At 55.9% G+C, this 19,400-nt stretch carries 17 protein-coding genes; 10 read left to right on the top strand and 7 right to left on the bottom strand.

Features of this window, described 5'->3' with window-relative positions; all coding sequences use genetic code 11:
• Positions 1–2: 2 nt before the first annotated feature.
• The 4 genes from argH to V6N04_RS14280 all read right to left on the bottom strand — a co-directional run bounded on the left by argH (position 3) and on the right by V6N04_RS14280 (position 4,582).
• Positions 3–1,487, bottom strand: coding sequence for an argininosuccinate lyase (gene argH, locus V6N04_RS14265; RefSeq protein ID WP_371170864.1), 1,485 nt, complete (start codon positions 1,485–1,487; stop codon positions 3–5).
• A complete protein-coding gene (locus V6N04_RS14270; protein WP_371170865.1) occupies positions 1,484–2,359 on the bottom strand; it encodes a carbohydrate ABC transporter permease in 876 nt (291 codons plus the stop codon). Before V6N04_RS14270 ends, argH begins: the two co-directional genes overlap by 4 nt.
• 1 nt (position 2,360) lies before the next feature.
• On the bottom strand, positions 2,361–3,254 hold the full coding sequence (locus V6N04_RS14275) for a carbohydrate ABC transporter permease (protein WP_371170866.1): 894 nt from the start codon (positions 3,252–3,254) through the stop codon (positions 2,361–2,363).
• 74 nt (positions 3,255–3,328) lie between these two features.
• Positions 3,329–4,582 carry an extracellular solute-binding protein gene (locus tag V6N04_RS14280; protein ID WP_371170867.1) on the bottom strand — a complete coding sequence of 418 codons (1,254 nt, stop codon included), beginning with the start codon at positions 4,580–4,582 and terminating at the stop codon, positions 3,329–3,331.
• A gap of 124 nt (positions 4,583–4,706) precedes the next feature.
• Between V6N04_RS14280 and V6N04_RS14285 the strand changes: the two genes are divergently transcribed.
• From V6N04_RS14285 to V6N04_RS14305, 5 genes are all read left to right on the top strand, one after another.
• Positions 4,707–5,861, top strand: coding sequence for an ROK family transcriptional regulator (locus V6N04_RS14285; protein ID WP_371170868.1), 1,155 nt, complete (start codon positions 4,707–4,709; stop codon positions 5,859–5,861).
• 12 nt (positions 5,862–5,873) lie between these two features.
• Positions 5,874–8,189: a PIG-L family deacetylase gene (locus V6N04_RS14290; RefSeq protein WP_371170869.1), complete on the top strand. Its 2,316-nt coding sequence runs from the start codon at positions 5,874–5,876 to the stop codon at positions 8,187–8,189.
• 197 nt (positions 8,190–8,386) lie between these two features.
• Positions 8,387–9,319, top strand: a complete 933-nt coding sequence (locus V6N04_RS14295) for a tripartite tricarboxylate transporter substrate binding protein (RefSeq protein WP_371170870.1) — start codon at positions 8,387–8,389, stop codon at positions 9,317–9,319.
• 60 nt (positions 9,320–9,379) lie between these two features.
• Positions 9,380–9,916, top strand: a complete 537-nt coding sequence (locus V6N04_RS14300; RefSeq protein ID WP_371170871.1) for a tripartite tricarboxylate transporter TctB family protein — start codon at positions 9,380–9,382, stop codon at positions 9,914–9,916.
• An 8-nt stretch (positions 9,917–9,924) separates the two neighbouring features.
• On the top strand, positions 9,925–11,457 hold the full coding sequence (locus V6N04_RS14305; RefSeq protein ID WP_371170872.1) for a tripartite tricarboxylate transporter permease: 1,533 nt from the start codon (positions 9,925–9,927) through the stop codon (positions 11,455–11,457).
• A 40-nt stretch (positions 11,458–11,497) separates the two neighbouring features.
• Here V6N04_RS14305 and V6N04_RS14310 read toward each other — a convergent pair whose 3' ends face one another.
• The 3 genes from V6N04_RS14310 to V6N04_RS14320 all read right to left on the bottom strand — a co-directional run bounded on the left by V6N04_RS14310 (position 11,498) and on the right by V6N04_RS14320 (position 14,019).
• A complete protein-coding gene (locus V6N04_RS14310) occupies positions 11,498–13,084 on the bottom strand; it encodes a gamma-glutamyltransferase family protein (protein WP_371170873.1) in 1,587 nt (528 codons plus the stop codon).
• A 91-nt stretch (positions 13,085–13,175) separates the two neighbouring features.
• Positions 13,176–13,682 carry an ATP-binding protein gene (locus V6N04_RS14315; RefSeq protein WP_371170874.1) on the bottom strand — a complete coding sequence of 169 codons (507 nt, stop codon included), beginning with the start codon at positions 13,680–13,682 and terminating at the stop codon, positions 13,176–13,178.
• Positions 13,672–14,019, bottom strand: a complete 348-nt coding sequence (locus V6N04_RS14320; protein WP_371170875.1) for an STAS domain-containing protein — start codon at positions 14,017–14,019, stop codon at positions 13,672–13,674. The genes V6N04_RS14315 and V6N04_RS14320 overlap by 11 nt, the downstream gene beginning before the upstream one ends.
• 97 nt (positions 14,020–14,116) lie before the next feature.
• On the opposite strand from V6N04_RS14320, the gene V6N04_RS14325 reads away from it, so the two are divergent.
• The 5 genes from V6N04_RS14325 (at position 14,117) to V6N04_RS14345 (ending at position 19,391) form a co-directional block, all read left to right on the top strand.
• A complete protein-coding gene (locus tag V6N04_RS14325) occupies positions 14,117–15,295 on the top strand; it encodes a thiolase family protein (RefSeq protein WP_371170876.1) in 1,179 nt (392 codons plus the stop codon).
• 59 nt (positions 15,296–15,354) lie between these two features.
• Positions 15,355–15,810, top strand: coding sequence for a GAF domain-containing protein (locus V6N04_RS14330; RefSeq protein ID WP_371170877.1), 456 nt, complete (start codon positions 15,355–15,357; stop codon positions 15,808–15,810).
• A gap of 148 nt (positions 15,811–15,958) precedes the next feature.
• A complete protein-coding gene (locus tag V6N04_RS14335) occupies positions 15,959–16,531 on the top strand; it encodes a helix-turn-helix domain-containing protein (RefSeq protein WP_371170878.1) in 573 nt (190 codons plus the stop codon).
• Positions 16,532–16,541: 10 nt separating this feature from the next.
• Positions 16,542–16,916 (top strand): GFA family protein, encoded by a 375-nt coding sequence (locus V6N04_RS14340; protein WP_371170879.1) that lies wholly within the window; start codon positions 16,542–16,544, stop codon positions 16,914–16,916.
• A 24-nt stretch (positions 16,917–16,940) separates the two neighbouring features.
• Entirely contained in the window at positions 16,941–19,391 is a 2,451-nt protein-coding gene (locus V6N04_RS14345) for a GcvT family protein (RefSeq protein WP_371170880.1), read from the top strand.
• Positions 19,392–19,400 lie beyond the last annotated feature (9 nt).

A 19,400-nucleotide genomic window follows, 5' to 3' on the forward strand; every position in this document is an offset into this window, starting at 1 on the left:
GTTCAGGACTCCAGCAGGGAATTAAAGGCAGAAGCAAGACGCCCTTCGGCGTCCTTGTGGCGGGATACACGATGCGCCGAGGCTTTGATGAGGTCATCCAATTGGGCACTATATGTCATGAGCGCGCCGTCCAGTGCCGCAGGTGCTGGTCCCCCAAAGCGATCGCGCACTGCGACGAAATGCTCGGCCGAGGTCGCGATGGCAAACTGTGCTTCAGACATCGACAGGTTGCGCCCAATTTCAGCATTAAAGGCCTTCGCGCACTCAGCGTATCCTTGAGTCAGAGGCTTTCTTGCTGAGATGACTTCTCGCGCCGTGGTGGCAGCGACCTCGTGCGCTTGTCGAAATGTCACGCCCTCGTCGCGAACCAATGTGTCCGCAAGTTCAGTTATTGTGATGCAGGCAGCGTCCGTGATGCGTTTCACGTTCTCGGAATTGATTGAGCACGCAGGTAGGAACGCCGTCATCAGTTCCAACACACGCCCGCCGGACGTGAATGCAGCATAGCCAGCTTGTTGTACTTCACCTTCGCTGTCGTTCATGTCGGTGAACGGCGTATTGTGCATGGTGTTCACGATTGTGTCGCATCGTCCGACCGTGACGGATGATAGGTGGCGCAGATGCTCAATCGGCACCGGATTGCGTTTTTGGGGCATGATTGAGCTGATCTGCACAAGCGAGTTTGGCACATAAAGCTGTCCGACCTCGAAACTCGCCCAGATCCCCATGTCTTGAATGACGCGACCCAGATGCAGAAAGACGAGTTTCATCGCAGAGTATAGGCCGGTGACATAGTCTACAGATGCGATGCAGCCATATGAGTTTTGCAGCGGGCTTTCAAAACCCAACAAAGCGGCCATGCGATTGCGATCAATCGGGAACCCTGATGTGGTGATGGCTGCGGCCCCCATCGGGCAGTGTTCAAGGCCGTCGGCTGCCGCATTCAGCCGTTCCATATCCCGCAAAAGCACCTCGATCATCGCTGATAGATAATGCCCGAAGGTTGTTGGTTGGGCGGGCTGGCCGTGAGTGTAGGCGACGATCAACGTATTGGCCTCGGCCTGCGCCTTCTTGATCAGGGCAGAGCAGAGGGTTTCAAGCTGACCAAGCATCAACGCTGTTCTGCTGCGCAGGGCCAGCTTGAACAACGTGTGGTCCATGTCGTTGCGCGACCGGGCGGTGTGTAGCATTCCGCCAAGATCACCAAGCCTGCCCTTAAGGGCGGCCTCGACGACAAAAAAATAGTCCTCGAACTCCCCTGTGTATTCCAACGCATCAATATCGGTTTCTTGGTCAATGCTCTTGAGGGCATGAGCGATCTTTGCCGATTGGGCGGGCGTCAGCACGCCCGTTTCACCCAGCATCACCAAATGTGCCTTGTTGATTGCTGCCATGTGATGGGCGTAATGGGTCTTTACACCCTCAAATAGTGGCGCAAGCACGGTATCTTTGTAGGTTGGATCGGGGAATTTCGACGTGTCACTCATCCTTTGAGCCCCGCCATAACAACGCCCCGAATGATGAAGCGCTGGAAGATAAGAAAGACAACCAAGGTCGGGATGGTCGAGATTGCAGCACCCGTCATGATCAGTTCCCACGCGACATCCGCTTCATCACCGAAGCCGGACAAGCCGACGGGGATCGTGTACATTTCGACCGAGTTGGTGACGATAAGGGGCCACAGGAATGCGGTCCAGTTTCCAAGGAAGACGAAGATTGCAAGGGCGGCTAGTGCGGGTTTGACCAAGGGCATCGCGACGGTCCACCAGATTTGTAGCTCGTTCAACCCATCGATGCGGGCGGCTTCGATGAAATCGTCGGGCACGCTTTCAAAGAACTGCTTCATCAGAAACGTGCCAAATGCCGTCATCAAGCCGGGGAACATGATACCCCAGTAGCTGTCGAGCCAGCCGAAGGATTGGCTCATCAAATACCACGGGATCACCAGCATCTCGGTCGGGATCATCAACGTTGAAAGGATCGCGATGAAAACGATCTGACGTCCCGGAAAGCGGAATTTGCACAGCGTGTAGCCCACGAGACTGTCAAAGAAGAGGTTCGCAATTGTGGTGATTGTCGCAATGATAATCGAATTGATGAACCAGCCATAGAACCGCCCATCCTCAAGCACATAGGTGTAGTTCTCAATCGTCGGCTCGTTGGGGATCAGGTTGACGTTATAAACTTCGTGCGGCCATTTCAGTGATGTCGAGATCATGTAGGCAATCGGCATGATCATCAGTATGCCGCCAAGAAACAGAAGCAGCCATCGGATGATCTGCCCCATGTTGCGGGGTTTGCCCGGGGCTTTGGCCTCTAACACAGCGGCCGTAGTGGGGCGGATGTCGGTTACTGTCATCTCATTCGCTCCGAAGCAGGCGCAGTTGGATCAGGGACACGACGAGTAAAATCAAGAACAGAACCACGGTTTGAGCGGCCGCGTAGCCCATGTTGAACCCGTTGAATGCGGTGTCGTAAATCATCAAGACCAGCGGTTTGGTCGAGTTCAACGGCCCGCCAGGATTGTTCGTTGTCATGTTGAATACATGGTCAAATATTCGCAAGAACCCGATGGACGAGAACACAACGATGAAGATCATGGTGGGCTTCAACAGCGGCAGCGTAATTTGCGTCAACACGGTCCACCAGCCGACCCCGTCGATCTTGGCCGCTTCATAGAAGCTGACTGGAATGGCGCGAATGCCGGCCATGAAAATTATCACCTGAAAACCCAACCCCGCCCAGATGGCAGGGGCAAGCACGGCGGGAAGGGCGCTGGTGGTCGAATTCAGAAACTCGATCTGAGCAATGCCGAAACCGGCGAGGATGTTATTGAACAGCCCGATGGGGACGCCCTGATAAAACCAGCGCCACACCCATGCCATCGCAACGGCGGATGTCATGAATGGCAGGAAATAGAGCATGCGCAAAAACCCGTGCATGAAGCGGAGCTTGTCGAGGTGATAGGCAATAATGAAACTCAGCACGAGCGACACTGGTGTGCCGATCAGCAGATAGGCGAAAGTATTGCGAAAGACCTTCCAGAATACTGGGTCGTTCCAAAGCGTTACGTAGTTGTCCCACCCGGTCCACGTCCGTTCGCCCAGCAAGTTCCAATCTTGAAACGAGATCACGAAGGCAGTGCCGGTAGGATAGAACCGGATCACCCCATAAAACAGCACTGGTATGGCAAGAAACGTCCATGCCCAGACGATCTGTTTTTGCCGAATGGTCAGATTTCGATATAGGCTCATCTGATTTTTGACGCTCGAAAAAGGTCAGCCCGTGCCGATCAGAAACACGATCGGCGCCGGGCTGACGAGGGAGATTACTTGTGATGATCGTCGAGGATCTTTTGTTCCTCGGTTGCCGCGGTCGCGATGGCATCAGCCGAGGATTGTCCCTCGATATCCATGCGCGACACCATGTCCATCAGAACCTGACGCTGTGCACTTTCATTCACAAACTTGGTGGTGTTGGCATATGCAAGACCACGGATGAACGGGCCGAACACGTCATTGTTGGCGTTTGCTTCGGTCAGTCCAACAGAAGGTTTGGCTGGCAGCTCACCTACGACATCCAACCAAATCTGCATCGCATCATCTGAGGTGATGTATTGCATGAACTTGATCGCTGCGTCGTATTTTTCGCCTTCGGCCTTGGTTGTGATCGCATTCACCCAATAGGACGAATAGTTCGACTTGGTGCCATCGGGTCCGGCGGGCAGTTCAGCCACGCCCCACTCCAATCCACGGGTCTTGTTCAGTGACCCAATGCGGAATGAACCGTCGATGTGCATTCCGGCCCGGCCGGCTTTAAACGCGGCCTGCGGTTCATCCATAAAGCCAAACGCCGTGACCTTATGATCGTTGGCAAGCCCGACATAGAAATCGAGCGCTTTTTGGCCAGCCTCAGAGTTGTAGTTCACCGTTTTATAGTCATCCTGATAAGGTTCTCCGCCCATCTGGCGCACCAGAACTTCACGCCACCAATGGTGGTCCTGCGCGTTCATACCGGCTGTAATTCCAACCTGGGTTATGTTCCCAGCGGCATCCATTTTGGTCAGTTTCTTGGCGGTTTCCACCAATTCGTCCAGCGTGGCGGGCGGTGTTTCGACACCTGCCTCGTCAAACAGACGTTTGTTGTAGAACAGGGCTAAGCTACGTACTGCTGTCGGCAAGGCCCAGTAGTTGTCGCCGTCTTTCATGGCTTGAACCATGGGGAAGAACTCGGCATCAATTTTGGCAGCGGGGAAGTCATCGGCAGGCAGCGGTTGGATCAGCCCAGCTTCGATATAGTCATTAAGCCAGCCGTAAAACAGTTGAACTACATCCGGGCCTTCGCCTGCGGGAATCGCTGCGGCGACCTTTGTACGATAGTCCGCATAGGGGAAGTGGGTCATCTTAACTGTGATATCTGGGTTCTCGGCTTCGAACCCTTCGATCAGCTGCTCCATTGCAGCCACACGGGCATCGAAGAAGTACTGCCAGTACTCAATCTCAACGGCATTGGCGGCTGTGGAAAACAGTGCGGCGGTGCCCGTCAAGCCAGCAAGGGCAAGGGCGCGAAGGCTGGATTTCATCTCGAAATTCTCCCTGAATTTGGATCATAAAGTCGGGCACAGCCATCTTTGCGGCCTTGTCCCACCCAGCCCTTATTAACTCAAGTGACTTGAGTTATCAAGTGAGTTGAGTTAATCCCTATGCATGGCGACAGGAAAATCCATACATGGCAACGGGACTGCGCGCGCGCGGACGTCGAACCGACAGGCCGTGTTGGGACGCATTCAATCGGCAGGGCAAATGGGTCGTGCCGAGATTGCGCGCGCCCTTGGTCTGTCTACGCAGGCGGTCAGCAACATTATCGCAGAGTTGGAGGACGACGGGCTTTTGTTCGAGGTCGGCACGCGGTCTGCCGGACGCGGATTGCCTGCTGTTCAATACGGGGTGAATGCCCAAGGTGGCTATGCGCTTGGCATCGAAATCAGACCTGATGCCGTCTTTGCCGCGCTTGTCGACTTACAGGGCCAACCCGCTGCGACGCGCCGGCATGCGCTGAAGAACACCAAGCCCGAAAAGCTGGTATCCAAGGTGGTCAAACTGCGTGACGATATGCTGAGCACCGCCGGTATTGATCTTGGCAAACTTTTGGGTGCGGGCGTGGTAATACCGGGTCCCTTTGGCCATACAGGGCTATCCGGGCTTGGAAGCGACCTTGATGGCTGGCAGGATTTTGACGCGCAAGTATTGTTCGAGGACGCGCTAGGCGTTCCGGTGGAGTTCAGCAACGATGCAAATGCGGCGGCGATGTCTGAACGCATCGCCCGTGGATTGTCGAATTTTGCCTATCTCTATTTTGGGGCTGGCCTGGGACTTGGTCTGATCCATCACGGCCAATTGATCACCGGCGCTTACGGCAATGCCGGAGAGATCGGGCACGTTCAAATCAACACGCCCAACGGCCCAGCATCGTTGGAGCGGCAGCTAAGTCGTGTGGCTCTGCAAACTCATATGGGGGCGGAGACGATCTTGGATGTGAAGGCGATCGACCGGCTTTTTGCCAGCTCAGACTCTGTTTTGATGGAATGGCTTGAAAACGGGGCGGCGGCCTTGTCTCAGGCGGTTGGCTTGATCGAGAACATGTTTGACCCGCAAACCGTAGTTTTGGGAGGGGCCATGCCGGAAACTGTCCTTGACCATCTGGTGAGACAAACCACGTTGCCCGCGCTTTCAGTCTCGAACCGGGCCGACAATACGCTGCCACGCCTGCAACGCGGCACCTGTGGGCCTATGACCGCGACGAAGGGGGCTGCATCGCTGATCCTGAACCGCGCTTTCACGCCGCAGCTTGCCATTCTCTGAACAGGACTTGCCATGCCGCTGACTGACCAGACACGCATCACCAACAATTTGCTGAAGCCCAGTATTGTAGAGCTTTGGAAGGCACTGTCTCGGTTGCAGACGGTTGTGTCTTTCATGAACACTGGTGCACACCCTGACGACGAGACCAGCGCCATGCTTGCCGCTCTCGGCCTGCGCGATGGGGTGGATCTAAGCTATGCTTGTTCCACCCGCGGCGAAGGCGGTCAGAATGACATCGGAACCGAGGCGACCAATGCTCTTGGTGTTTTGCGCACCGCCGAGATGGAGCGCGCCTGTGATGTGCTCAATATGCGCATGTACTGGTTGTCGGTGTCGCCGGATGACACAATCTTCGACTTCGGCTTCTCAAAGTCCGGGGTTGAGACGATGGGCAAATGGGGCCGCGAACGGACGCTGAAACGTTTTGTCGACATCCTGCGAGCCGAACGACCAGACATCATTTGCCCGACCTTTCTGGATATCCCCGGACAGCACGGGCATCACCGGGCGATGACTGAAGCGGCCCACATCGCGGTCGAGTTGGCGGGCGATCCCGCTTACACTCAAAGTGATCTGCCGGTCTGGCAGGTCAAAAAGCTTTACCTGCCGGCGTGGTCTGGCGCGGGGCAAGCCTATGACGATGATCTGCCACCACCACCCACGTCATTGACGCTTGATGCGCATGGCGTGGACCCGGTTACTGGCTGGACCTACGAACAAATTGGCCAACAAAGTCGGGCCTATCACAAGACACAGGCGATGGGCGTTTGGGTGCCTGCAGGCAGTGAGCGTGACTGGCCACTACATCTTGCCGAAACCTACGTGGATGGACCAGACGAGACGGTGTTCTCCGGCCTGCCACATGACCTTCGTGACCTTGGGCTTGGACGTGCACAAGACCATATCGACGCAGCAAGGGCAGCGTTCCCAAACGCTATCGTCGTTGCGCAGGAGTGCTCCTCCGCCTTCGCCGCACTGGCTGGCGCATCTGTCGGGGCTGAATTTGCTCACAAACTTGATCGAAAACGTGCGCAACTGGCGCAGGTTGTTCGGATAGCTACCGGTGTTCAAGCCTATGCGACCTTGTCCAAGGACAAACTGCATTCAACTGACGAGGTTCTGGTATCGCGTGAAGTCAGGGCAGGGCAAGCTGATGCTGTCGCAACCCGGCTTCTATTGCCCAACGGTTGGACTGAACTGGGATCGACGCTGAGCCTTAAGGGTGCAGCTTTGTCGGATGCCTATGTTGACACCTACCGGCCGGATCAACCACCAGCGCCATGTTTGGGAGTGGCCGTAACGGTCGATGGCGTCACAAGCCAATCATACGTTCCATTTGATGTGCCACCTGTGGTGGTGCCTGACGAAGTGGTGCAGGTCGATCCGCTTGGTGATGTGTTAAATCTTGCCAGCAGTCGTCGCCAGATTGACGTCCAGTTGATCGACCAGTCGCGTGCGGGTGCGGCGGCAGTCAAACTGGATCCCCCAGCCGGTTGGGAGGTGACACCTCATCAGCGCGGCGCGACATTAGGCCTGCCGCAGAGCGTCAAAGAAGGGGCGTATCGCCTGCCGGTTCTATCCGATGAAAGTCCAGCGTTCACGGTGCAGGACATAATCTACGACCATATCGCCCCGCGCGCATATGTGCAGCCCGCCGAGGTGAAAGTTCAAGTGATTGATGTCGCCCTGCCTGATGTGAATGTCGGGTATGTCGGTGGGGGCAGCGATCGGGTGGATCATTGGCTTGAGCGCATGGGGTTCAATGTCACACAACTGAGCGATGATGACTTAATGTCCGATGAGCGCTTGGCAGAGTTCGACAGTATTGTGATTGGTATTTTTGCGCTGAAATTCCGGACTTCGCTTGCAGCCCAAATGCCAAGACTCCACGCCTGGGTTGAAGAGGGCGGCACATTGCTGACCTTGTATCATCGGCCCTGGGACAACTGGGACAAAGAAGCCACCCCACCCGAGATGATCGAAATTGGCCAACCTTCGTTGCGTTGGCGTGTCACGGACGAAAATGCGGCCGTGACCCAGCTCTCGGACCATCCGGTTCTGACCCATCCCAACCAGATCAGCGAGCGGGATTGGCAAGGCTGGCACAAGGAACGGGGGTTGTATTTTGCCAAATCTTGGGCAGTAGTCTACGCGCCGCTACTAGAGATGGCTGATCCTGGCGAAGCCCCTCACAAAGGCGCGTTGTTGAGTGCTGATATCGGTCTAGGTCGCCACACCCATTGCGCATTGATACTGCACCATCAGATGGAGAAACTGGTGCCTGGCGCCTTCCGGCTGATGGCCAACCTACTGGCAAAGCGCAGCTAGCCCGTTTTTGCGCCCATTTTCTGGGCTTCATCTGGCTATTGACGGATGCCCCGCAAGTCGCAGACCATCAAGTGAGCCGCAACCCGCGTCGGTGCGCGGGTTGCGGCGTTGGGACACTCAGTTCTTGACAGAAATTAATTAACACCGCAATAATACACATGACAAGCAATTCTAATTGCGAGTTTTGGGAGGAAAAAATGAAAAAAATACTTGCCGCAACCGCGGCCTTAACGCTTAGCGCCACTGTGGCTTTGGCGGAATATCCTGAAAAACCGGTCTCATTCGTGGTGCCTTGGCCGCCCGGTGATCTGGAGGATGTGCTGACCCGCATCATCGCGGATGAATTTCAGTCCATGTACGGCGTACCAGCTGCCGTGGTGAACAAGCCCGGCGGCGGCGGTGGACCATTTCCAGGCGCGGTCGAAGTCGCCACGGCGCCCGCTGACGGTTACACGATCGGCTCTTTCGTGGTGGGTGTGCCCGTCATCGGGCCCGAGATTGGCATTGCCGAGCTTAATCCGAACCCGTTCGAGCCGATTGGCATTTTCCTGACCTATCCATTCGTCATCGCGTCGAGCAAATCAGCGCCTTTCTCGAACTGGGAAGAGCTTGCAGCCTATGGCAAAGACAACGATGTCGCGCTGGGCCATTTCGGTTCGGTGTTGCCGCCCACGCAGGTAACTTTTGCCGCCGCGGTCGAATCCGGGTTTGATTTTGCAAGCGAGGCCGCATTCGATGCGTTGGACTGTAATACGCTGGCTTCAGGCGACGTGGATGTCATCAACACGACATTGCAACTGATCCTGCCCTGTCTGGACGACGTAAACGTTCTGGCCAGCATTGGCAGCGAACGTATTGCGTTGACGCCAGATACACCCACCGTGCAAGAACTTCACCCATCGTTAAACTTGGCACTTTGGAATGGCTTGTTTGTCCACAAGGATACGCCGGCAGATGCGCGCGAGAAAATCAGTGCTGCTGCTCAGAAAGCCCTTCAGAGCGATAAAGCGCAGAAACTGATCGCTGAGACCGGGGCGCTGATCTATTGGCAGGACCCTGATGCGGCGAATGCTCAGATTGAATCTGACAAGCAGACCTTCGGCGTGATTGCGCAGATATTCGGCGAGTAAACCACGTAGCTGCGCAGCTCTTCGGATTTGCGCAGCTCGACCCGGTGCGGAGACAGCAACGTGATTGCAAAGACGCTTCAGGATCTGTTCAAACGATATCGCCGTCCCGGTGATATTGTATTTGCTGTTCTGTTTCTTGCATTTGCGCTGTTTTTGCTAAGCCAGCTTGGCGAACAGACAAAGGTGGTGAAGCGGACCAAATGGTTCGGGCAACCCAACCTGTGGCCCACGATCTCGATCTGGGCGATGGTCATCTTTGGGGGACTCCACTGGCTAAGCTCGGCACTTTCACCGCGCATCCCCGGTCGCTGGAAAGAAGTGGCGTTCTGGCTAAGATCATTCGAATACGTACTGTACTTCTTGATCTACGTAACACTGGTGCCCGTGTTGGGGTACCTGCCCGCGACCGTTCTTTTCGCCGTCTTTCTGGTTTTGCGCACAGGGTTTCGCAGCCCGCAGATGATCACCTATGCCGTCCTCTTCGGGGTGTGCGTGTCAATCATTTTTCGGGCATTCCTACAGGTCAAAATCCCCGCTGGGGCGATATATGAGTATTTGCCCGACACCATCCGCGCTTTTGCGCTGACGTACCTCTGAGGGTCGAAATGGAAACACTTCTTTCTGGATTTTCGATACTGCTTCAGTGGCAGGTCATTGTCGCTTTGCTGATCGGCTCGATCGGCGGCGTGATTATCGGCGCTTTACCCGGTGTGGGCGCGGCTGTCGCGATTGCCATCTTGCTTCCTGCGACTTTTGCGTTTGAACCCATTGTCGGGCTGACACTGCTGCTGGGAATATATGGCTCGTCCATGTATGGCGGTGCGATTCCGGCGATCTTGATCAACACGCCGGGCACTGCGGTCAATGCACTGACCACATATGATGGCTACCCAATGACCAAACGCGGTCAGGGGCATCGGGCGCTCTCGCTTGCGTATTCGGCCTCGTTTTTCGGAGGCGTTTTTTCCATCATTTGCCTGATGGTACTTGCGCCCGTCTTGGCCTTGATCGCCCCTCATTTCGGTAGCCGTGAAATTTTTCTGGCTGCGCTCTTAGGTATTATCTTGGTCGTGCTGGCACACCGGGGACAAATCTTTGCAGCGGGCATGTTGGCCGCATTTGGCATGTTCCTAAACACCGTGGGGTTGGAGCCGGTCAAGTACACGCGCCGCTTCACATTCGACCAAAGCTGGTTGGCTTCTGGGGTTGATCTGATCGTGGTGGTTCTTGGGCTATTCGCGATCAGTCAGGCGTTGCTGCTGTTGCTGGAAAAGAACCACGCCCCGGGCAATGCGCATGTCGGTGGCAACATATTTACCGGGTTGAAAGAGCTTTTGGGTATCAAGCGGATTGCGACGGTGTCTTCAAGTATTGGCGTGATCATGGGGATGGTGCCCGGAACAGGCGAGTTTACATCGCAGTTTCTATCATACACCTACGCCCAGAAGACATCCAAGGACCCTGATAAGTTTGGCGATGGCTCACCCGAGGGGCTCGTCGCGTCCGAGGCAGCAAACAACGCCGTGCCCGGTGCCGCGATGATCCCGCTTCTGGCGCTTGGTATCCCGGGCGAGGCGTTGACCGCGATGATGCTTTCGGTTTTCTACGTGCATAATGTCATTCCCGGTCCTCAGCTTTTTGAGAACCAGATGGATTTCGTCATGGCGCTTTACATGGCGCTGATCCTGCTGAACGTCATAGTGCTGGTTTTCCTACTATTCTCGACCAATTTGCTTTTGAAGATCATCCAAATCCCGACCCGGTTTTTGGGTGTCATGATCCTGATCCTTGCTTTCGTTGGCGTCTATAGCCTGCGCAACTCGGTCACCGACTGTGCGATTGCTGCGGGGTTCGGTGTATTTGGATTGGTCCTCAAGCGGCTGGATTTACCGATTGTTCCAATTATCCTTGGGATGGTCTTAGGTGGCATCATGGAGGTCAAGCTGCGCAGCGCGATGGCGCGGGTCAAATCACCGCTCGACTTTATTGATCGACCGATTGCGGCAATCCTGTTTGCGCTGATATTACTGATCCTCGTGCTTCATCTTCGGACCCTCTATTTCGAGTTCAAGAACAAACTCAGACCCGAGCCCGTCGCGGAACCGGTTGATTCAGACCATCCCAATCAGCAAGGCTAGTTGCTGCCTACGCTGCCATTTGGAGCCGTTCAGCGGCCAGTCAGTAGCCTATGGCACACCCGTCTTTGCGTGGGTCTGATGCGCCGATCAGTACGCCGCGGTCGTGGTCAATCCGAATGGCTTGCGCGCCGCCTATGGGGATTTCGGGCGTCAGAATGTCGTGCCCCATGCGTGACAACTCAGCCTTAACCTTGTCGTCGTGCCGTCGCTCCAGTTTCAGCTTGCCCGCGTCAGCGAACGAGCGTGGGGCATCAATTGCGGCTTGAGAATCCAGACCGAAATCAAGCATGTTCGACAAGAACCGGACATGACCGTTGGGCTGGTACGCCCCTCCCATCACGCCAAAGGGCATCGTGACGCGTCCTTTTTCTCGTAGCATTCCAGGGATGATAGTATGCATCGGCTGTTTGCCGCCACGGGCTTCGTTTGGGTGGCCTTGGGTCAGATTGAAGCCCGCGCCGCGATTTTGAAACAGAATACCATATTTGTCGGAGGCCAACCCCGAGCCGAATGAATGGAAAATCGAATAGATCAGCGACACCGACATCCGGTCTTTATCGACCACTGTCAGGTAGACCGTGTCCTTGTGCACGGCCTCGCTGATGGAGGTCGCGCAGGGCATAGCCTGACGTGGATTGATCAAGGATGCCAGTTTTTCTGCGGTGCTCATTGACAGCATATGGGATAATCTGCGTGTTTCATCAGGGTCGGCGATAATGCGATTGCGCGCATCATAGGCGAGCTTCGCAGCCTCCGCTTCAAGGTGAATGCGATCCGCCCCAAAGGGGGCGAGGTTACCAAGCTCGAAATGAGATAAAATATTTGCCATCAGGATCGCGGTAGCGCCCTGACCATTCGGTGGATGTTCGACCAGTTCGACGCCTTTGTAATCTCCTGAAATTGGCGAGGTGTAGAATGCGTGCGGGCCAGCGAAATCCGCTTCGGTATGTGTTCCGCCGAGCGCTTGCAGACTATGCAACATGTCGTGTGCGACGGCGCCCTCATAAAACCCCGAACGGCCTTCGTCTGAGATTTTTCGCAGAACTTCGGCCTGCTTCGGGGCTCGGAACAAGTCCCCTTCCTTTGGGGCTGATCCCGCGTGGAGGTAATGTTCTTTTGCCACGCCAGACAGGTGCCCGTCCCGCTCAGCGATCTTCCAGTCAAGGGCTGTTCGCGCGGCAACGGGCACACCTTCTTCGGCGTAATGGATGGCGGGCCGTATGACATCTTCCAAGGCGAGCTTGCCCCAGTCACTAGACAGCATGCAGAAGGCATCGATCGCGCCCGGGATGGTCACCGCATGTACAGATCGCTCTGGGATATGATCCAGCCCATCGGCCCGCAATTTTTCCGCATCTATTGCCGACGGCGCTCGTCCGGACCCATTTAGGGCGATGATGTCTTGACGATCTGGAACATCGATCAACGCAAAGCAATCGCCTCCAATGCCGGTCATTTGCGGTTCACATACTCCAAGCATAAAAGCCGCGGAAAGGGCTGCGTCGACCGCATTGCCCCCAGCCTTGAGAGTGTCCAACGCAACGTTTGCGGCCAACGGGTGTGATGTTGCGCAGACGCCGCTGGTAGCGATTACGGGCGAGCGCCCGGGTAATTGGAAATCTCGCATGACGGGCCCTTTGGTTGCTTAGTAGGACCGTAAGAGGAGGGGGCGTATTTGCCAACATACTGTGGTGTAGATTGGGGAATACGGTCGAAACTTAACTGACCCGTGTCCCCTGTAGCGGAAGTATGAAGGTCAAGCGGTTTTGGCTGCCGTTACGAGAGTATCGAAGATCCTGTGTCAGCTCTTTGATCAGAAACCAGCCAAATCCACCTTCGGGCAGATTGTCTACCGGCACCTCAAGGTCGTGCTGTCCTGACGTTGGCAGCGCATGATTGGGCAGCGGCACACCCTCGTCCGTGACCGAGACCTCCAGCATCTGATCTTTGCGTTCGACCTGAAGTTCGATCACGCCAGCGGCGTTTTGGGCATAAGCGTGTTCAACAACATTGTTTAACACTTCGGCCAAAACGAGTTCGACAGTGCCCTTGTCATCCTGAGACAGTTCAAGATGCGTCAATCCTGCCATTGATGCTTGCAATGCGCGTCGCACAGCAAGGGAATCGGCTGGGAAAACGAGGCGCATTTCGTTTCGGTGCGGCGTCATGGCCGTTTGGTGAAGGTCTGTCCCGCGCCCCATAAAGCAAAGCTGCTCAGCTGGCATTTGCAAGACCGCCGCCCAGCGCGGTGTCTACATTCGCGTGGATTGTGAACACGGTATCCATGCGAGTCAATTTGAACACTTTCTTGACCGTGCCCGACAAGCTGGCCAGTTCGAAACTCTTGTCGGCTCCGACTTGTTTCATCGCGGCGACAATCGCGCCTAGCCCACTTGAATCAATGAAATCCACTTGCTCCATATCGACGACGATGCGGGCTGGTCCTTTGTCTGTTAACTCACGCATACGATCTTTGAAGCTGATCGCAATTGCCGCGTCGATCCTGTTTTCATCAACAGTGATGATACGCGTATCGGCGGTGTCTGTATGTGTCAGGTTCAACGCTTTTCTCCTTCGAGCGGTTCGTAGAACTACAGTCTAGACGGAGATCGTTACCATTCGGTAAGCGTGTGTAGACATTAATGGGATGGAGGATGCGATGAAGAACGTGGTTATCGCGGGTGCGGCACGGACACCAATGGCAGGTTTTCAAGGGGCATTCTCGGGGGTTACCGCAGCCGGGCTTGGAGGCGCTGCGATTAAGGCGGCTCTGGAAGATGCGGGTGCCGACGCCAACGACATAGAAGAGCTTTTGATGGGCTGCGTTCTGCCTGCCGGTCAGGGACAGGCGCCCGCCCGTCAGGCGGGGTTTGCAGGGGGGCTGGGCAAGGGCGTTCCGGCGACGACCCTAAACAAAATGTGTGGGTCCGGCATGAAAACCACGATGATGGCCTTTGATCAGGTGGCGTTGGGTGGTGCCGACATCATGGTTGCCGGCGGCATGGAAAGCATGACCGAAGCACCTTATTTGCTGCCGAAGATGCGGGGCGGCGCGCGCATCGGGCATGGTTCTGTGGTTGATCATATGTTCCTGGACGGGTTGGAGGATGCGTATGACAAAGGCCGTCTGATGGGAACTTTTGCCGAAGATTGCGCTGAAAGTTATCAGTTCACCCGTGAGGCTCAGGATGAATATGCGCTGAAATCGCTGTCCAATGCGCTTGAGGCCCAAAAGGCGGGTGCCTTTGAGCGAGAGATCGCGCCAGTCACCATTCAGACCCGCAAGGGCGAGGTGGTGGTGAGCGAGGACGAGCAGCCCGGCAATGCTCGCCCGGAAAAAATACCGACGCTCAAACCAGCGTTTCGCAAGGATGGGACGGTGACCCCTGCGAACAGTTCCTCTATTTCCGACGGTGCTGCGGCGCTTGTTGTTGCCTCAGAAAAGGTCGCAAACCAGAAAGGGTTGAACATCCGTGCAAGAATCCTGGGTCATGCAAGTCACGCACAAGAGCCTGGCCTGTTTACCACGGCGCCGGTTCCCGCTGCTCAGAAGCTGCTGGGCAAGTTGGGTTGGTCAAAGGAAGACGTCGATCTTTGGGAGGTGAACGAGGCGTTCGCGGTTGTCCCGATGGCCTTCATGCATGAAATGGGATTGTCGCGCGATATCGTCAACGTAAATGGTGGGGCCTGCGCGTTGGGCCATCCCATTGGGGCGTCTGGCGCGCGGATCATCGTGACGCTTCTGAATGCGCTGGAGAAACGTAATTTGAAACGTGGCATCGCAGCGATTTGCATCGGTGGCGGTGAAGGGACTGCTATCGCAATTGAACGCGTTTAGATCAAAGCATATAGACCAAGGGGCGCGATCTATCCGCGCCCTTTTGCATTGGAGATCTCATGGCGCGCGTTGATTACAGCGATCTGTCACAAGTTATCGCATCACTGACTGATGGTGAGCGTGATGACGTTGCATTGATGGCGACCGTGGCCTGCGAGGTGCATCATTCAGATGATCGGTTTGATTGGACCGGCTTTTATAGGGTGACTGAACCCGAGCTTCTGAAGATCGGCCCTTATCAGGGTGGGCATGGCTGCTTGCAAATCCCGTTTTCACGCGGTGTGTGCGGTGCAGCGGCCCGCACGGGAGAGACGCAGTTGGTCGCGGATGTGGACGCGTTTCCTGGACATATCGCTTGTGCATCCTCAACCCGGTCCGAATTGGTTTTGCCTGTCCACAATGCGGATGGCGAGGTGATTGCGGTTTTTGATATCGACAGTGACCAGCCCGATGCGTTCACACAAGAGGACGTTGTTCAGATGGCCGCCATCCTCAAAGCGACATTCGCACGATAGTACCCGGAGTCAGGCCCCGGCTGGCCGTCTTTTGCGACCTTCCCATGTCGCGATTTTGTTTGCATCGAATCACGCAATTGCCCCATCGTGAAAAAAATGATGAAAATTTCACGACCAATTTCAATGGGTGTGATGGGGAGACCGAGGAATGCTGCACAGCGATCCGGCAACATCTAGCAGCTTGGGCGTGGACATCCGCGCATTGCGCAAGTCGCGCGGGTTAACGCTGACCGACCTGTCGGCACGGCTCGACCGCTCGGTCGGATGGTTAAGCCAGGTCGAGCGGGACAAGTCGGATCCCTCGATCTCGGATCTGCGGGCGATTGCGCAGGCGCTGAACGTGCCAATGTCGCTTTTATTCGGGCATTCCTCCGCCCCAGCCGAAGAGCAAGGCTTTGTCGTACGCGCAGGTGACCGCCGCCCTATGGGCTCGGGCGAAGAGGGCCTGATCGAGGAACTGCTGTCCCCGGATCTGACTGATGACTTCGAGATGGTGCATTCAACGTTTGAACCACACTCGAAGATGCAAACGCCCGCCCATCGCCCAACGCAAGAGGTCGGTTACATGGTTTCAGGCAAGCTGGACCTGACCATCGGTGGGCGTCGCTTCACGGTCCAGACGGGCGACAGCTTTCGGATCAGGCACGACGTTTATGAATGGGCAAACCCCTATGAAGAGCCTGCGGTTGCCATCTGGGTCATCGCCCCGCCAGTCTACTAAGGAGGCCGCAATGCTTAAAGGAAGTTGTCTATGTGGTGCGATACAATTTGAGACTTCGGCGGAGCCAAAGGGTGTTTCAATGTGTCATTGCGGCCAGTGCCGAAAGCAGTCAGGCGGTATCTGGTCTTCGGCCTTCGTGGACGATGGCGATCTGAGCATTCAGGGCGACGTAAGCTGGTATGCCGCTAGCGATACAGCCAAACGCGGAAGCTGTCCAACCTGCGGGTCGTTTCTATTTTGGAAGGCCCATGATGAAAGCACCATCAGTTTTGCGCTGGGCGCAATTGACGGGCCAACGGGCCTGACCCTCGAAAAACACATCTTTGTCGCTGACAAAGGTGACTACTACGAAATTGCCGATGGCCTGCCGCAAAGTGCGCAGTAACTTCTTTGAAAGACGGAGACCCCAATGTCAGATTTCCCAACAAAAGCCCGCGTCGTCATCATTGGTGGCGGCGTTGTCGGCACCTCGTCGCTATATCATCTGGCGAAAAAGGGATGGACCGATTGCGTCCTTTTGGAAAAGAACGAGCTGACGGCGGGGTCGACCTGGCACGCGGCGGGCAACGTACCGACTTTCTCGACCTCTTGGGCGATCATGAACATGCAGCGCTACTCGACTGAGCTTTATGCGCGGCTGGGGGATGAGGTCGACTACCCAATGAATTATCACCAGTCAGGTTCCATCCGGCTGGCACATACCAAGGAGCGGATGCAGGAGTTCGAGCGCGCCATGTCAATGGGTCGCTATCAGGGCATCCCGATGGAAATGTGGACACCTGAGGAGGCCAAGGAGAACTATCCGTTCCTTGAAACCCATGATCTTGAGGGCGTGCTGTACGACCCGACCGACGGCGACATTGACCCCGCCCAGCTAACCCAAGCCTTGGCCAAGGGTGCCCGCGATATGGGTGCCCGCATCATCCGGTTCTGCCCTGCCGAGGGCGTCACTCAGCATGACGACGGGACGTGGACCGTGCACACCGAAAAAGGCGACATTGCGTGCGACTATGTGGTGAACGCAGCCGGGTATTATGCGCAGCGTGTTGGTGAGTGGTTCAAGCCTTTTGGCGGGCGTAGCGTGCCGATGATGGTGATGAGCCACCAATACCTTCTGACCGAAGAAATTCCTGAGGTTGAGGATTGGTCGAAGGCCAATGATGGTCGCAAATTGCCGCTCGTCCGCGATGTGGATGTGTCCTACTACCTGCGGCAGGAAAAACATGGTTACAACCTTGGGCCTTATGAGCCGAACTGTAAGGCACACTGGGACACCGATGCTGATCCGATGCCAGACGATTTCAGCTTCCAGCTTTGGTCAGACGATCTGGATCGGATCGAGGATATTGTGACCGATGCGATGGAGCGGGTGCCGCTTATGGCAACCTCGGGCATCAGCCGTGTGATCAACGGCCCGATCCCCTATGCGCCCGACGGGTTGCCCCTGATCGGGCCGATGCCCGGTGTGAAAAACGCATTCGAGGCATGTGTCTTCACCTTCGGCATCGCGCAAGGTGGTGGGGCTGGGAAGGTGCTGGCCGAGTGGATAATCGACGGCGCGACCGAGTGGGACATGTGGGCCGTCGATCCGCGTCGCTATACCGATTACACCGATCACGATTATTGCGTGAAGAAGGGAATGGAGGTTTATGGCAACGAATACGCCATGCACTTCCCGCATCACGAATGGCCCGCCGCGCGCGACAAGAAACTGTCGCCAGTGCACGACAAGGTCGTTGCCGCGGGTGGCGTGATGGGTGCCTATAATGGTTGGGAGCGTGCCAACTGGTTCGCGAATGATGGTGACGATACTTCACTGGAGGCAACGCATACGTGGGGCCGCTCTGGTCCGTGGGAGCAGAGGGTCAAAGAAGAATGCGAAGCAGTGCGGGATCATTGTGGCGTTCTGGACCTTCCGGGGTTCTCGCGCTTCATCGTCAAAGGCGACGGCGCTGCCGAGGCGCTGCGTGGTCTGGTGACCGGTGGCTTGCCAAAAGTAGGGCGCATGAACCTTGTCTATATCTCAGATGATCGCGGGCGCATCCTGACCGAGATGTCTTGTGTGCGTACCGGCGACGACGAGTTCATGATGATCACTGCGGCCACCGCACAATGGCATGATCGCGACATCCTAGAACGCGCGATGCCCAAATCCGTCACTATCGATGACGTGACCACCACACGCGACACGTTGATCGTAACCGGTCCCAAATCACGCAATATTCTGTCAGGTTTGACCGATGCCGACCTGTCGACCGGTTGGTTGACCCATCAATCCGCAACAGTTGCCGGTCAGCCAGCCTATCTGATCCGTGTGTCGTTTGCCGGTGAATTGGGTTGGGAGGTTCATGCTCTGAACGAGCATATGCCCGCCATTTATGAGGCAATTATCGCAGCTGGAGCCAAACCATTCGGCATGTATGCTTTGAACAGCCTGCGACTTGAAAAGGGCTATCGCGCATGGAAGGGCGACCTGTCGACCGACTATTCGTTGCTTGAAGGTGGTTTGGAGCGGTTCGTGAAGCTCGATAAACCACAGGATTTCCCGGGCAAGGTGGCCCTTCAGAATGAAAAGCAACAAGGGGTGAAGAAGTCCTTTGTCACCTTGCTGGTCGACGCGGGCGACTGTGACGCGCCCTATATGTCCTGCATCTGGTCTGGCGATCAAATCGTTGGCGAAACAACCTCGGGCGGGTGGGGTTACCGCGTGAACTCCTCCATTGCTTTGGGCATGGTGAAAGCCGATCAGGCTCAACCCGGTACAGAGTTAGAGGTCGAGATTTATGGTCAACGCTGCAAGGCGGTTGTGCAACCAGACCAACCGCTCTGGGACCCTGAAAATGAAAGGCTTCGGGCATAGAACCCCGAG

This window comes from Aliiroseovarius conchicola, assembly GCF_041403445.1.
GTDB lineage: Bacteria > Pseudomonadota > Alphaproteobacteria > Rhodobacterales > Rhodobacteraceae > Aliiroseovarius > Aliiroseovarius conchicola.